The organism is Fructilactobacillus vespulae, assembly GCF_047324295.1.
GTDB classification, from domain to species: Bacteria; Bacillota; Bacilli; order Lactobacillales; family Lactobacillaceae; genus Fructilactobacillus; species Fructilactobacillus vespulae.
Genome location: NZ_CP137138.1, coordinates 101758 through 115927, shown reverse-complemented (window position 1 = coordinate 115927; position 14170 = coordinate 101758). Strand labels below are relative to the sequence as shown.

Annotated in this window: 17 protein-coding genes; 13 read left to right on the top strand and 4 right to left on the bottom strand. The window is 38.3% G+C overall.

Translation table 11 applies throughout. The annotated features are described in order from the left end of the window. The first annotated feature begins 21 nt into the window (after positions 1–21). Together pnuC and R4B61_RS00660 are read left to right on the top strand one after the other, a co-directional pair. Positions 22–798, top strand: coding sequence for a nicotinamide riboside transporter PnuC (gene pnuC / locus R4B61_RS00665; RefSeq protein WP_413627742.1), 777 nt, complete (start codon positions 22–24; stop codon positions 796–798). 85 nt (positions 799–883) lie between these two features. Then, positions 884–1759: an aldo/keto reductase gene (locus R4B61_RS00660; protein ID WP_413627741.1), complete on the top strand. Its 876-nt coding sequence runs from the start codon at positions 884–886 to the stop codon at positions 1757–1759. Positions 1760–1804: 45 nt separating this feature from the next. On the opposite strand, the gene R4B61_RS00655 is transcribed toward R4B61_RS00660, so the two are convergent. The 4 genes from R4B61_RS00655 to R4B61_RS00640 form a co-directional block, all read right to left on the bottom strand. Continuing rightward, a complete protein-coding gene (locus R4B61_RS00655) occupies positions 1805–2698 on the bottom strand; it encodes an IS3 family transposase (protein WP_413628263.1) in 894 nt (297 codons plus the stop codon). Beyond that, the gene (locus R4B61_RS00650) at positions 2671–3153 is read right to left on the bottom strand and encodes a helix-turn-helix domain-containing protein (RefSeq protein ID WP_413627183.1); all 483 of its coding nucleotides are present in this window, start codon (positions 3151–3153) and stop codon (positions 2671–2673) included. The genes R4B61_RS00655 and R4B61_RS00650 overlap by 28 nt, the downstream gene beginning before the upstream one ends. Positions 3154–3225: 72 nt before the next feature. Further along, the gene (locus R4B61_RS00645; protein ID WP_413627740.1) at positions 3226–4404 is read right to left on the bottom strand and encodes an MFS transporter; all 1179 of its coding nucleotides are present in this window, start codon (positions 4402–4404) and stop codon (positions 3226–3228) included. A gap of 39 nt (positions 4405–4443) precedes the next feature. Then, positions 4444–5058 (bottom strand): SGNH/GDSL hydrolase family protein, encoded by a 615-nt coding sequence (locus R4B61_RS00640; protein ID WP_413627739.1) that lies wholly within the window; start codon positions 5056–5058, stop codon positions 4444–4446. 132 nt (positions 5059–5190) lie between these two features. Between R4B61_RS00640 and R4B61_RS00635 the strand changes: the two genes are divergently transcribed. The 11 genes from R4B61_RS00635 to R4B61_RS00585 all read left to right on the top strand — a co-directional run bounded on the left by R4B61_RS00635 (position 5191) and on the right by R4B61_RS00585 (position 14123). Continuing rightward, positions 5191–6003: a phosphopentomutase gene (locus R4B61_RS00635; protein WP_413627738.1), complete on the top strand. Its 813-nt coding sequence runs from the start codon at positions 5191–5193 to the stop codon at positions 6001–6003. 45 nt (positions 6004–6048) lie between these two features. Next, positions 6049–7308: a NupC/NupG family nucleoside CNT transporter gene (locus tag R4B61_RS00630; RefSeq protein ID WP_413627737.1), complete on the top strand. Its 1260-nt coding sequence runs from the start codon at positions 6049–6051 to the stop codon at positions 7306–7308. A 90-nt stretch (positions 7309–7398) separates the two neighbouring features. Further along, positions 7399–7791 (top strand): tautomerase family protein, encoded by a 393-nt coding sequence (locus tag R4B61_RS00625; protein ID WP_413627736.1) that lies wholly within the window; start codon positions 7399–7401, stop codon positions 7789–7791. Further along, the gene (rihC, locus tag R4B61_RS00620; protein ID WP_413627735.1) at positions 7791–8708 is read left to right on the top strand and encodes a ribonucleoside hydrolase RihC; all 918 of its coding nucleotides are present in this window, start codon (positions 7791–7793) and stop codon (positions 8706–8708) included. Before R4B61_RS00625 ends, rihC begins: the two co-directional genes overlap by 1 nt. Before the next feature lie 150 nt (positions 8709–8858). Further along, positions 8859–9581 carry a 16S rRNA (guanine(527)-N(7))-methyltransferase RsmG gene (gene rsmG, locus R4B61_RS00615; RefSeq protein WP_413627734.1) on the top strand — a complete coding sequence of 241 codons (723 nt, stop codon included), beginning with the start codon at positions 8859–8861 and terminating at the stop codon, positions 9579–9581. A 15-nt stretch (positions 9582–9596) separates the two neighbouring features. Then, the gene (locus R4B61_RS00610; protein WP_413627733.1) at positions 9597–10364 is read left to right on the top strand and encodes a ParA family protein; all 768 of its coding nucleotides are present in this window, start codon (positions 9597–9599) and stop codon (positions 10362–10364) included. Next, complete coding sequence (locus R4B61_RS00605; RefSeq protein WP_413627732.1) at positions 10354–11235, top strand: ParB/RepB/Spo0J family partition protein; 882 nt, start codon at positions 10354–10356, stop codon at positions 11233–11235. Before R4B61_RS00610 ends, R4B61_RS00605 begins: the two co-directional genes overlap by 11 nt. A 22-nt stretch (positions 11236–11257) precedes the next feature. Next, complete coding sequence (locus tag R4B61_RS00600; RefSeq protein ID WP_413627731.1) at positions 11258–11443, top strand: DUF951 domain-containing protein; 186 nt, start codon at positions 11258–11260, stop codon at positions 11441–11443. A 20-nt stretch (positions 11444–11463) separates the two neighbouring features. After that, on the top strand, positions 11464–12564 hold the full coding sequence (gene ychF, locus R4B61_RS00595; protein WP_413627730.1) for a redox-regulated ATPase YchF: 1101 nt from the start codon (positions 11464–11466) through the stop codon (positions 12562–12564). A gap of 8 nt (positions 12565–12572) precedes the next feature. After that, entirely contained in the window at positions 12573–13307 is a 735-nt protein-coding gene (locus R4B61_RS00590; RefSeq protein WP_413627729.1) for a DUF1129 family protein, read from the top strand. Between the two features lie 129 nt (positions 13308–13436). Continuing rightward, positions 13437–14123, top strand: a complete 687-nt coding sequence (locus R4B61_RS00585) for a response regulator transcription factor (RefSeq protein WP_413627728.1) — start codon at positions 13437–13439, stop codon at positions 14121–14123. The last annotated feature ends 47 nt before the right edge of the window (positions 14124–14170 follow it).

Below are 14170 nucleotides of genomic sequence, written 5' to 3'. Positions count from 1 at the left end.
AAAATGTAGGGGAGAGATTTGATGTTTGATAGTTACAAGCGAGTTTTAAGCAACTTGCCAGAGTATTCACACAATATTTTTCGAAAGGGTTACTTTACGTGGTTGTTAAAACAACTGCAAGGTTGGAGTAAGATTTCTTATGCCATCGTCTTAGTAAACCTGATTTTACAATGTTACATTTTAGTAACCACTTTGATGGGAAATCCCACGGAAACGTTAATGTGGGCGTCCATCTTTGGGTTTTTTGGATCCAACTTAGCGGTTTTATGTGTTTGTGGGATTTCGAACCGTTCAGCTATTAATGGTTGGGCTGGTTTATTATCCGCCTTCTTTATCATTGCTTCTGCGGCGATTGCGCACAACTGGGCGAACGTGGTGGAACAATTAATCTATGCCATCTTTTTAGATTTATTCTGTATTTTAGATCCGAAATGGGCGAATGACATTCATGCCGAATCATTTAAGAGTTGGTTTGATTGGATTAAATACACGGCTTTCTTTGCACTAGCTTGGGCAGTCATCTATCTAATCTTTTCCCTTACCAATGATCCTAACTTGTTTTGGGATTCATTAACTTTAGCCTTAGCGCTAACTGGTTCATTGTTAGAATTGAACTTGAAAAAAGAACAATACATTCCGTGGGTTTTAGGAAATGTGACCGCCATCTGTTTATGGTTCTATTCCATGAAACAAGGTACTGCTAGTCCTGCTCTATTTATTACGTATATGATTTTCTTCGTTAATAGTTTAACGGGAATGAAGTGGTGGTACCAAGAAGCAGAGGAACTAAATAAATAAATTTTCTGTGAGAGAAGGTAAATCCTTCTCTCTTTTTATTTTTCTTTTTATAATGGACAAAAGGAATCACTTGAAAGGAGTTATCATGCAACATAATCAAACAGTTACATTAAACAACGGCATAGAAATGCCAATGGTCGGATTTGGGGTTTGGCAAAATAGCAATCCCGATACAGCAGCGGTTGTCCAAAAAGCCTTAAAGGCTGGTTATCGCTCCATTGATACTGCCAAAAAATATGGGAATGAACCCGGTGTGGGAGTTGGATTAAAAGCAGGTCTAGCCGAAAATAATTTAAGCAGAGCGGACGTCTTTTTAACCACCAAGGTCTTTATTGGTGATGCTGGTTATGAATCAACGCTTGCAGCCTTTGATAAGCAGTTAGAAGATCTTCAAACTGAGTACGTTGATTTACTATTGATTCACTGGCCCGTTCCTGGTAAGTACATTGAGACTTGGAAGGCGCTAGAAGAAATTTATAAGGCGGGTAAGGCTCGTGCCATTGGGGTTTCTAACTTTGACATTGAAAAGTTAACTAACTTATTCAAGCATTCCTCCATTAAACCAGCAGTGAACCAAATGGAATTTAATCCCTTACAGCAAGAAACTGATATTAAAAACTTCTGTGATGCAAACGGAATTCAATTAGAAGCTTGGGGACCACTAGGCCACGGCTCTTCTTTAAAACACCCTGTGATTGAAGAATTGGCCGCTAAGTATCACAGATCAGCTGCTCAAATCATCATTCGTTGGGAATTACAACGAGGAGTGGTGACGATTCCAAAATCAAATCATCAGGAATACATTGAATCAAACTTCCAGGTCTTTGATTTTCAAATTACACCGGAAGATGTGGAAAAAATTAATCACTTGAACCGTGATCAACGCTCTGGTTGGTATGGAGATTGGCAAATCTTTGGTAATCCGGATGGAAGACCAACGGCTGTTGAAAATCATGACTAAATAAAAAAGGAAACTGAAGTGAACCCCATAAATTGGAGTGAATTTCTAAGCTACTAATTGGCTGGTATGTTCCCGGTATTTTACCGGTGACATACCGGCCAATTTTGTTTTAATACGATGTTTATTGTAATAATCTACGTAATTTGTAATGGCAGATTCTAGCTCTTCGTAGTTTTGGTATTGATAATTGTGAACCGTGCCAACTTTAAGAATGTGAAAGATACTTTCAGCTACCGCATTATCTAGGCATGTGGCCTTGCGGCTCATGCTTTGGAAAACGCGAGCTTGTCGCAAAATATTCACGTACCTAAAGTTCTGATACTGAAACCCTTGATCCGAATGAATTGTCATACGGTATGGTAAGGATGAACATCTTGCCACTAATCGTTTAAGGGGTCGTGTGACAAAGTCTACCGTTGGTCTACGACCAATGTTCCATTCAAGAATTTCTCCATTATAAAGGTCCATATAAGCTGTAAAGTATGCACGTTCGTTGATCGTTTGATTACCCCAACGGACCTCCGTTACATCAGTAACGATTTTTTGAAATGGACGATTCGTTTTAAAACGACGATTTAAACGGTTATGGGTAACTGTACCTACAGTTCCTTTATAAGAGTTATACTTTTTCGTTCGTCGATTGAATGCCTGACAAAGTAGATTATTTTCACGCATAATACGAAGTACTGCCTTGTGATTAACGATGATTCCCTTATTTTTAAGCGCTAAAGTCACTGTTCGGTAACCGTAATCAGGATTTTCCAAACGAATACTTTTAATCTCATCAACTAACGTTGATGATCCTGATTGATATTTACGATGAAGTGCATCGTGGTAACTGCTGCTCGACATGTGTACTGCTTTTAAAGCTACAACTAATTTAACATTGAATTTACGCCTTAGCTCAGTTATTAGCTGGGCTTTTTCTTTGTTTGAGATTTTTTCTGTGCCAAGGCTTCGAGTTTTTCCAAGTATGCTACCCGAAATCGTAAAAGCTCGTTTTCCTCCTGAAGTTGTTTCAATGTCTTAGATTGTTTAGATTTATCTGTCATTTTTAAAGACCGTCCTTTATATGGCTTAAGACGTCCCTCAATCAGTTTTCGTTCCCAGTCCCAAACTATCATCGGTTGTTTCAATCTGAAATGGGTTGCAGTTGCTGGATATGAGGCATGATGTTCTTGTCGCCATTTGATAACTTTGATTTTAAAGGAATAGTCATAAAATGTCTTCCTCCGACAATTTTCTAATCCTTGATCGCCAAAAATTTTAAATAGATTGAGCCACTGATAAATCGTCGCAGTTCCTTTGATACCATACTTTTTCATAAGTAATAGGGACGAAGTTCCCTGTAGATATTCACTTAAAACTTGTTTCTTTATTTTAGCTGAAAACATAATAAAACCCCCTGAGTTTTGGATTTACTCCAACTCAGGGGGTTCACTTCAAACCCCAATGGGTTTCCTTTTTTATTTGAGATAATCTTCTTTTTCAATTAATAAGCCGGTGATTAATAAAATAAACGTGACGATAATTGAGAGAACAAGCACTAAGTTCCAGTTATTAGTTAAGTTGTTGAGATATCCAAAAAGAATGGGACCGATTGCGGCTAATAAATAACCAAACGATTGGGCCATTCCCGAGACATTGGCAGTTTGCACGGCGGTTTTGGATTTTTGGGCAAAGAAAATTACGGATAAATTAAAGGCTACTCCGGAACCAATTCCAATTAATAACGAGATGAAACTAACCCAGATAAAGTTGTGGATGGGGAATAGGAGACCGAGAAGTCCGAAGACAAATCCCACGCCTAAAACCCAAATTAGTTTAAAAGAATTTCGTCCTTTAGCAGCAAAGAGGGGCACGATAAATGAACATGGTAAGGAACCAACTTGTAAGATTGTGACAAAAATTCCAGCTTCAATGTTACTAAAACCTAATGAATTAAACATCGAAGGAAGCCAAGTGATTAATGAATAGTAAAGTAGTGATTGTAGTCCGAAAAAGATGGTGATTAGCCAACCCAGTTTCATGACCCAGACTGATTTTACTGGTTGAATCTGATCTGCTGTATTAGTGGTGGGAGCTTCTTTTTTACTAGAGGATTTTTTTAGTTGTGGGAACCAACCGATTAAACTAATGAAAGTGATGATGGCTAGAATAATCATGGTGGTCTTTAGCGAAAATAGTTCGGTCGTGATTCCAGAAAAGGCCGTTCCCACCGCTCCAATCACTAACATGGATGTTATGTAAGTAGCCATTCCGACCATTTCCTGATCGGGCAATTTATCCTTAATGACTGCCGGAAGTAAGACGTTTCCGGCATCAATCCCAATCCCAATTAGCAGCGTTCCTAAAATAATGGTTAACACGCTAAAGTTGATTCTGAGAAAACTTCCGATGGTTAAAATGATTAGAAAGGTAAAAATAACCAGCTCGTTGCCAAACCGATTACCCAACTTAGCCAAAATGGGTGAGATGATGGCAAAGGTTAACAACGGGATGGTCGTTAGCCACCCCAATTGACTGGTCGGAATTCCGGTTGCCTGTTGGAGGAGACCTAAAACCGGTGGAATGGCGGTGATTGGTAGACGCATATTAATGGCGACGGCGATGATGCTGAGGAAAATTAGATTCTTTTTCTTCATTAGAAACCTTTCTTGTTAATATAATTGATAACTAATATTTTAAACGTTTTTACTTAAAAAATCACCGACAACTTGAGCCATGCGCTGGTAAGTCTCTGCGTTGGGGTGGAGGCGTTGGTCGCCTAACCGTTGTGGGTAATTAGCAACGGTGAGCATGTCTGGGGCGAGTTTACGCCAATTTAAAACTGGGATTTGATTAGCTTGATAAACGTCAGTTAGCTTAGTTAGTAGTTCCTGAAACGTGTACTGAGCTAGTCCAGCTATTTTGTAATTATCAATGCCACCGTCAAAGCGGTTGATTGGTAAAATTCCCAGGATTTTGATTGCTGGATTTTCTGCCTTAATCTCATTAATTTGTTGTTGTAAGATTCTACCGAGAATTTCTAAGGTAGCGGGTGCGTGCGCAAAATCGTTGGTTCCATAGGCAATGGTGGCAACGTCATATTTGGCAAAGTCGTGGACTTCCACTTGATATGGGAGATCTCGTTCTGAAGTTCCGGTTATCTGGCCCGCGTTGACCCCGGCATTAGTGATTTTTAGGTCAGGATAAAGTTGGTTTAAGTAATAAGAAATGTTTTGTTCTAAATCAACGTGGCCGTCAAAGCCGTTCGTGATTGAGTCACCTAACATGATTAATTGTTCGTGTTTGTTCATTTTTTTCTACATCCTTTCAAGAGTTCTTCAATTTATTCTAACTTATTTCAAGAAAAATCGAACTTTTTATTGCTAGTGATTATTTCATAAGTTATTATTAAGGTAGATGATTACTTATGGGAGGGTTTTAAAGTGAGTTATAAGCGAGTAATAATAGTAGATTTAGCTGCGTTGGGAGTTCGCTCCGACAACGAGTCAGCTCAACACAATTCAGATAATGATACAATCTTGACTCATGTCCTAAACCAGTCATCAGTCTTTGCTTTACCAGCACTACATCAGTTAGGATTCTTCAACGTTTACTTTGATGATAATGAGGAAGTTGAAATTAAGCCCAAAGCGACTTATGGAACAACAAGAACGCGATCAATTATGAATAAGCCATGTTCTGGTTTACGAGAAATGTTTGACTGTTCACTCAGTTATCGGGTTTCGACTGTTTTTGAAGAAGCTGCAAAACAAACCAAGTCTATCATTATTTCTAAGTTTGTGAGTTATTTATTTTCACAAGAATTTAGTGATATCCATCAAGTGGGAACTGATCAAGAAGCATTTGATGAGTTAGACTCTCAATTGGATAAGGTTGATAGAGGTTTGTTATTCATGCAACTTCCCGAATTACAAGAGATGGCAGAAAGTGACGACTTTGATGAGTTTACTGACGAACTATATGTGGTGGATCGGTATTTAGAAAAATTAATGGATAACCTGAATGACGATGATTTGCTAATGGTCTTATCAAGTCGAGTAGGAGATAACCGTTCTAAAGACGGTCTTTCTACTTACAAGATTTTACCCGTGATGATGCATGATAATCATTTTGAAGGGCAACATTTCACTAACCAACCCTATGTTTGTGAGGTTGGAGCAACCGTGCTGAACTGCTTAGGAATACAAGATCGAGTTATTTCGCCTAAACATAGCTTATTTCCTTGCGATAGGTAACAATTGCCGTTGATATTGCTATGAGATTTGAAAGGAATTTTATCGATGAACACTTATCTGCTCGTTAACATTCTTGGTGTGTTAGTTTTCCTTGGAATTGCATTTCTATTTTCAAAGGATCGCAAACACATCAACTGGCGTTCAATTGCCATTGTTTTGGTAATAAACATTTTACTTGCACTATTCCTAACTAACTTTAGTTGGGGTCGAGACATTGTTAAAGGAGCCGCAGAAGGTTTCCAATGGTTAATCAATGTTTCATATACAGGAATTGCCTTTGCCTTTCCTGATTGGGTTCATGTTAAACAAATGAACTTCTTTACTGCCGCATTACTACCAATCTTGATGGTTGTTCCAATGTTTGATATCTTAACTTACTTTGGAATTTTACCATTCTTCATCAAATGGATTGGTCGCGGAATGGCCTTCGTTACTGGTCAACCAATGTTTGAATCATTTTACGCAGTTGAAATGATGTTCCTTGGTAACACCGAAGCAATGGCCGTTTCAAGTGTTCAATTAAAACATTTATCACCACTTCGAGTTTTGACTATCGCAATGATGTCAATGTCATGTATCACTGCTGCCATGGTAGGGGTTTATGCCCAAATGGTTCCTGGTGAATATGTTTTAACCGCAATTCCTTTAAACATTTTAAATGCAATTGTAATTACTAATATCTTAAACCCAGTCCGTGTTTCAAAAGAAGAAGACGTTATTTACCAAATTGGCGACGAATCTAGCGAAGCAATTGCTGAAGAAGTAGTTACTGAAAAACCAGCTAAGCCTGAAAAAGAACCATTCTTCTCATTCTTGGGTGATTCAATCCTAGGTGCTGGTAAATTAATCTTGATTATCGTTGCTAACGTTATCGCTTTCGTTGCTTTAGCTGCCTTAATCAGTAAATTACTTGGATTAATTAATCCATGGTTATCACTAGAACATATTCTAGGAATCATCATGTTCCCATTTGCATGGTTAATGGGTCTTGATGTTAACCAAGCCTTCCAATTTGCTCAATACATGGGTACTAAGTTGGTTACTAACGAATTTGTCGTTATGGGAGAAATTACTTCTAAAATCAATAACCCACACATGTTCACTGAACATTTCAGAGCTGAGTTAACTATCTTCCTTACTTCATTCGCTAATATCAGTACCGTTGGTATGATTATTGGTTGTTTGAAGGGAATCGTTGACAAAGAAAAGAATGATTTGATTTCTAAAAACATTGGTTACCTATTCCTATCAGGTATCTTAGTTTCACTAATGTCTGCCGGAATCGTCGGAATCTTTGTTTGGTAATTCTTAAAAAGAGCAGCCTTAACGGCGGCTCTTTTTTTGCAAAATATGATAAACTAACTTTAATAAAATATTGAAAAGGACGTGACTAATATGCCATTAATGCGTATTGATTTAGTAAAAGATAGAAGAACTCCAGAAGAGATTCAAAAGGTAATGCAAATTGCCTACGATTTAACTAGAGATGCTTTCGGCGTCCCAGAAGATGATCGTTTTCAAGTAGTTACCCAACACGAACCCTACGAAATGTGTTTAAAAGATGCAGGATTAGGAATTGAAAGAACTGATGATGTAATTTTGATTGAAATTCTTTCCACCCCTCGAAGCATGGGACAAAAAAAGGCCTACGTGCAAAAGGCCGTAAAAGTCTTTAAGGATGAAATTAACTTGCGACCAGAAGACTTAATGATTACTTTTGCGACTAACCATGCAGAGGACTTTAGCTTTGGTTACGGAAAACAACAATTCTTAAATGGTGAACTCTAATGACAAAAATTTTGATGGATATGGATCCCGGGATTGACGATGCTGCGGCTCTTTCTGTGGCATTAAACCATCCCGATTTAGATATTAAATTAGTTACCACGGTGGCCGGAAACGTGACGGTTGATAAAACGACCATCAACGCTTTGAAGATTATTAACTTTTTTAATCAAGGTGACCAGGTCAGAGTTGCTGCGGGAGCGGTTCAACCATTGATTAAGCCGTTTGAAGATGCGGCCAGAATTCACGGAGAATCAGGAATGCGTGGTTATGACTTTACGGGTAGTTTACCAGATCCGTTGGAAGAAACGGCCGTAGAAGCCATGCATCGTGTGATTATGGCTAGTGACGAACCAATTACCTTAGTACCCACCGGTTCTTACACAAACGTGGCGTTATTATTTTCTCAATATCCAGAAGTTAAAACTAAGATTGAAAAAATTGTGGCAATGGGTGGAACTCTAGGTCGAGGAAACATGACCAGTGCTGCTGAATTTAATGTGTTTACTGATCCGCATGCAGCGCAAGTTATGTATCAAGCAGGGGTTCCAATTGTGATGGTTGGTTTAGATGTAACTCACAAAGCATTGTTAACCAACGAGACACTACAAGAAATTGAAGGCATGAATCCCGCTGGTAAAATGTTACATGACATTATCAGTAGTGATGGTGATAAGAATGAAAATGGGGTGGCAATGCATGATGTCAACACGATTTTCTATCTCTTACACCCAGAATTTATGACCACGAAAGATTACTGGATTGATGTGCAAACTGAAGGTCCTGCAAACGGAGAGACCGTTGCCGATATCCGGGGAGCCTATCATGATGGGAAAACGAATGCACAAGTCTGTGTTGATATTGATGCACAAGCGTTCAATGATTGGTTTAAGGAACAAGTTCAAGCAATGAAAATGTAAATACGATTGAAAAAAGATTGGATTTTTCCAATCTTTTTTATTTTGGAACTAACTAAAACCCTTCTTTTTAGTTATAATGGTTAATATAGGTAGTAAAATACTAATCGAGAAGAAGTTTATTGAAAGTATAATAATAGTTAGGAGTATTAAATGACGCCAGAACAATTTAGACAAGCTTTAGCGCAACAAGGCTTTGAGTTGTCTGATAAGCAAATGAAACAGTTTGAAGACTATTTTAATTTGTTAGTAGAATATAATAAAAACGTAAACCTAACTAATATCACTGAACGCGATGATGTCTATTTAAAGCATTTTTATGATTCGATTTCACCAGCTTTTTTTGTTTCGAATTTAAAAACCAACCAATCATTAGTTGATGTGGGGGCGGGAGCCGGATTTCCTTCCATCCCACTAAAGATTATTAATCCCGATTTACAAGTGACCATCGTGGATTCATTAAATAAAAGAATCGTTTTCCTCCAACAATTAGTGGAAAAACTAGGATTGAGTGGCGTTAATTTGGTTCACGCTCGTGCAGAAGAATTTGGATCTCGCAGAGCCAAATCACGGGAAAGTTTTGATTTAGCGACTGCTCGGGCATTAGCTCGTTTAAGTGTAATGAGTGAGTTATGCTTACCGTTGGTTAAAATTGGCGGAAAGTTAATTGCTATGAAGGCCGCCAAGGCCCCAGAAGAATTAACGGATGCCACTAAAGCAATTCATGTTTTAGGAGGAAACGTTGACCAAGACTTCGAATTCCAGTTACCAGAAAACGATGAAGAACGTCATATTATTACGATTAACAAGGAACGGAAAACTCCCATTAAGTATCCAAGAAAACCGGGAAAACCAAGCAAAGAACCCATTAGTTAAGAAGGAGGAGCTACAATGGCACATGTGATTTCGTTGGCAAATCAAAAAGGTGGAGTTGGTAAAACAACCACAGCCGTTAATTTGGGGGCAGGACTTGCAAGCAAGGGGAAACGAGTATTAATCGTTGATTCTGATGCGCAAGGAAATGCAACTAGTGGAGTAGGGATTAGCAAACAAGATATCGAAAAAGATATTTACGATATTTTAGTTAACGAAGAACCCATTAAAAATGTGATTATGCATTCAGCTAGTGAACGTTTAGACGTGGTTCCTGCCACCATTCAATTGTCTGGTGCTGAGATTGAGTTGACTCCTCAAATGGCAAGAGAGACCCGTTTACAAAATGCTTTGAAGGCCGTCGCAGATGACTACGACTACATCTTGGTGGATTGTCCTCCTTCATTAGGATTAATTACCATCAATGCTTTCACTGCAAGTGATTCAATTTTAATTCCAGTTCAAAGTGAATACTACGCTTTGGAGGGATTAAGCCAGTTATTAAATACAGTTCAACTAGTGCAAAGACACTTTAACCCGGATCTCTACATTGAAGGGGTGTTGTTGACTATGTATGATGCTAGAACTAACTTAGGTGCCCAAGTAAATAGCGAAGTCCGGAAATTTTTTAAGGATAAAGTTTATGATACGATTATCCCTAGAAACGTTCGTTTATCTGAAGCACCCAGTCATGGATTACCAATTATTGATTATGATCCAAAATCAAAAGGTGCAATTGTATACATGAATTTGACAAAGGAAGTGCTGGCTGCCAATGAAAAATAATAACAAAGGACTAGGACGCGGTTTGGACGCGCTGTTTGACGATAATGACATCAGTTTGAGTGATGAAGCTGTACAAATGCTTGATTTAGAAAATCTCGTTCCTAATCCCTATCAACCACGAAAAAAATTCGATAAAAAGGCCTTAAAGGATTTAACCGAATCAATTAAGGCTTCGGGTGTTTTTCAACCAATTATTGTTAGACAACCCAATCCGGATGAAAAATCATATGAAATTTTAGCCGGTGAACGTCGTTTTAGAGCTTCTAAAGCTGCCGGTAAGCAAACTATTCCGGCTATCGTTCGCCACGCAACCAATGCCCAAATGATGGAAATTGCGGTAATGGAAAACTTACAACGTGAGGACTTAAACGCCCTAGAAGAAGCTCAAGCCTACGAAATGTTGATGACTAACTTAGACATTACTCAGGTAGAGGTTTCTCGCCGTTTAGGAAAAAGTCGTCCTTACATTGCCAACTACCTTCGTTTATTAAACCTTCCTAGTGAAGTGAAGGAAATGCTTTCTAAAAAGCAACTTTCAATGGGACAAGCTAGAACTTTACTAGCAGTCAAACAAAAGTCTGACTTGATTCGGTTAGCTAAAAAGGCTGCCGATGAAACTCTAACCGTTCGTCAGTTAGAAAAGTTAATTAACGATTTAAAACCCAAAGCAGACAAAAAGAAGAAAACAACTAAGAACAGCAAATCACCTTTCCTAAAAGAAGGGGAAGACTTGCTCCAAAATAAATTTGGGACGAAAGTTTCTATCAATGAAACCAAGCCGAAGTCTGGAAAAGGAAAGATTGAAATTGACTATCTTTCCAACGAAGACTTGAACCGAATCTTTGAATTGTTAGATATTCGTTTTGATTAAGCAATAAAAATGAGGTGATCTGATGTACGGAATTCACGATATTGTTGAAATGAAAAAAGCTCATCCTTGTGGAACCAATCGCTGGGAAATTATCCGGATGGGTGCAGATATTAAAATTGAGTGTACCGGGTGTGGTCACGTTGTGATGCTAGGTCGACGTCAATTTGAAAAACGGATGAAAAAAGTATTAGAAAAACACGCTGAGTAATTTAGAAAGAGGTAATTTAGATGTCTTTAACAGCTGGAATCGTTGGGTTGCCAAACGTTGGTAAGTCAACCCTATTTAATGCAATCACCAAAGCAGGAGCAGAAATGGCTAACTATCCGTTTGCCACGATTGATCCAAACGTTGGGATGGTTGAAGTTCCAGATAAACGATTAGATCGAATCCAAGAATTAATTCCTGCTAAAAAGGTAGTTCCAACCACCTTTGAATTTACTGATATTGCCGGAATCGTTAAGGGTGCCAGCAAAGGTGAAGGTTTAGGAAATAAATTCTTGGAAAATATTCGTCAAGTTGATGCAATTGTCCACGTGGTACGGGCTTTTGAAGACGACAATATTACCCACGTTAGCAACAAGATTGATCCCGTTGCCGACATTGAAACTATTAATTTAGAACTAGGTCTATCTGACTTAGATGCCGTTAATAAGCGAATCGCTAAGGTTGCTAAGACCGCTAAAGGTAACAATGATGAGGCTAAAGAAGAATTAGCCGTCCTAGAAAAAATTAAGCCCGTTTTAGAAGAGGGTGGAGCAGTTCGTGATGTGGAACTTGATGAAGATGAACAAAAGATTGTTAAAGGGTTCTTCTTGTTAACTTCCAAACCAATTTTATACGTAGCTAATATTAGTGAAGACTCGATGGCTGATCCAGAAGCGGATGAACTTTTCCAAAAGGTCAAGAAGTATGCCAATGATCATGGCGCAGAAGCAATTGGAATTGCTGCCGAAAGCGAAGAAGAAATTGCTGAGTTAGATGATGACGATAAGCAAGAATTCTTAAGTGCCGCAGGAGTAACTGAACCTGGTTTAGATAAGTTGATTAGAGCTGCCTACAAGTTATTAGATCTTGAAACTTTCTTTACTGCCGGAGGGAAAGAAACCAAGGCTTGGACTTATCTTAAAGGAACCAAAGCACCACAGGCTGCCGGAATTATTCACTCCGACTTTGAACGGGGATTCATTCGAGCAGAAGTGATGGCCTTTTCAGACCTTGATCAATTAGAAAGTGAACAAGCAGTTAAAGAAGCTGGTAAGTTAAGAGTTGAAGGAAAAGAATACGTCATGAACGATGGCGATATTGTTAACTTCCGCTTTAACGTTTAGGAGGAAATATGAGCGAAACAGAAAACAGAAAGAGAAATGCCCACGTTCAACAAAAACGTAATAACGGCCGGAAACAATTATACGAACAATTAGATGCCCAAGGATTATCAAAGAAAAACGTGGAGTATCTAACTCGTTTTCGCGAAGCTTTAGCGGAAACTAAGATGATTGCGGATAAGCAAAATGATATTTTTGCAGAAACTATCGTCGAAGTTTTAGCCGGCCAAAAGCAAGGAAAGACTGCTCGTGGAATGTACGGAACGGTAGCTGAAAAGGTGGAAAACATTGTGAACCCACCTGCCAAACCAGTGGGTCCGATGACTAAAGAACGTTATTTAATTGACGCTTCTTACAACGTGCTCTGGTTCATGATTTTATTCATGTTCATGTATGCAGCAATGTTCTTTATGGCTCCAGATCAAGCTAAGCAAGGCGGAGTAGCTGGAATTACCTCAATCATCCTTTCTTCAATCATTGCCGGTGCTGGAATGCCAGTGGTAACCCAATTGTTTGCTCCCGGAGTTAAGCACAAGTACAACGCGTTTATTCGTTTATTATTAATGATTGTGGCGTTTGCCGCATGGATGGTAATTTTCTATTCATCAAATGCCTTACCACGAGTTATCAATCCCGTAGTATCACCAATCATTAACATTATTATCGGTGCTCTAGCAGTAGTCGGAGTTATTTATATGCGTGCTAAATATACAATTACTAGTGGACTATTTACTGGTCGACGCTAAACTAAAATCCCTGTTTCAGGGATTTTTTAATTAATAAGTTTTTCTTATATCGCGTCATCTTGCTTTATTTAATATTTTTAATCCGATAAAATTAAGTAAAATAAACATCAGGAAGGAAACACTTTAATTATGAAAATACTAGTTGTCGATGATGATAAAGAAATTGCTCAATTATTAGAAATTTACATTAAAAACGAAGGCTACACACCTTTAGCTGCCTACAATGGAGAAGATGCGCTCTCAATGATGAGAACTAATTCAGATATTGGTTTGATCATCTTAGATATTATGATGCCAGGAATGAGCGGAATCGACGTTATTTCCGAAATCAGAAAAGATTCTCAAGTTCCTGTAATCTTCCTATCTGCTAAAACAGAGGACATGGATAAGATTCAAGGATTAAGTTCTGGTGCGGATGATTACGTTACTAAACCATTTAATCCCCTTGAGATGATGGCAAGAATTCACTCATTACTTCGTCGGAGTAGCAACAACGTTACTAAATCAGCACCGGATATTATTGATATTGATGGTTTGCAAATCAACAAAGAATCTCACGAAGTTACCACTGAATCTGGTAATAAGATTCAACTAACTGCCATTGAATTTGGAATTCTTCACTTACTTGCTAGTCACCCTAACCGCGTTTTTTCAGCCGATGAGATTTTTGAAAGAGTGTGGAAACAAGAAAGTATTATTTCTGCTAAAACGGTGATGGTTCACATGAGTCACCTTAGAGATAAGATTGAAGAAGCCACCGATGGAAAAGATATCATTCAAACGGTCTGGGGAGTCGGATATAAAGTTGAAGGATAAACCGTGAAAAAATCAAATTTCAAATTAAAATTAAGTGAAAGAAATGA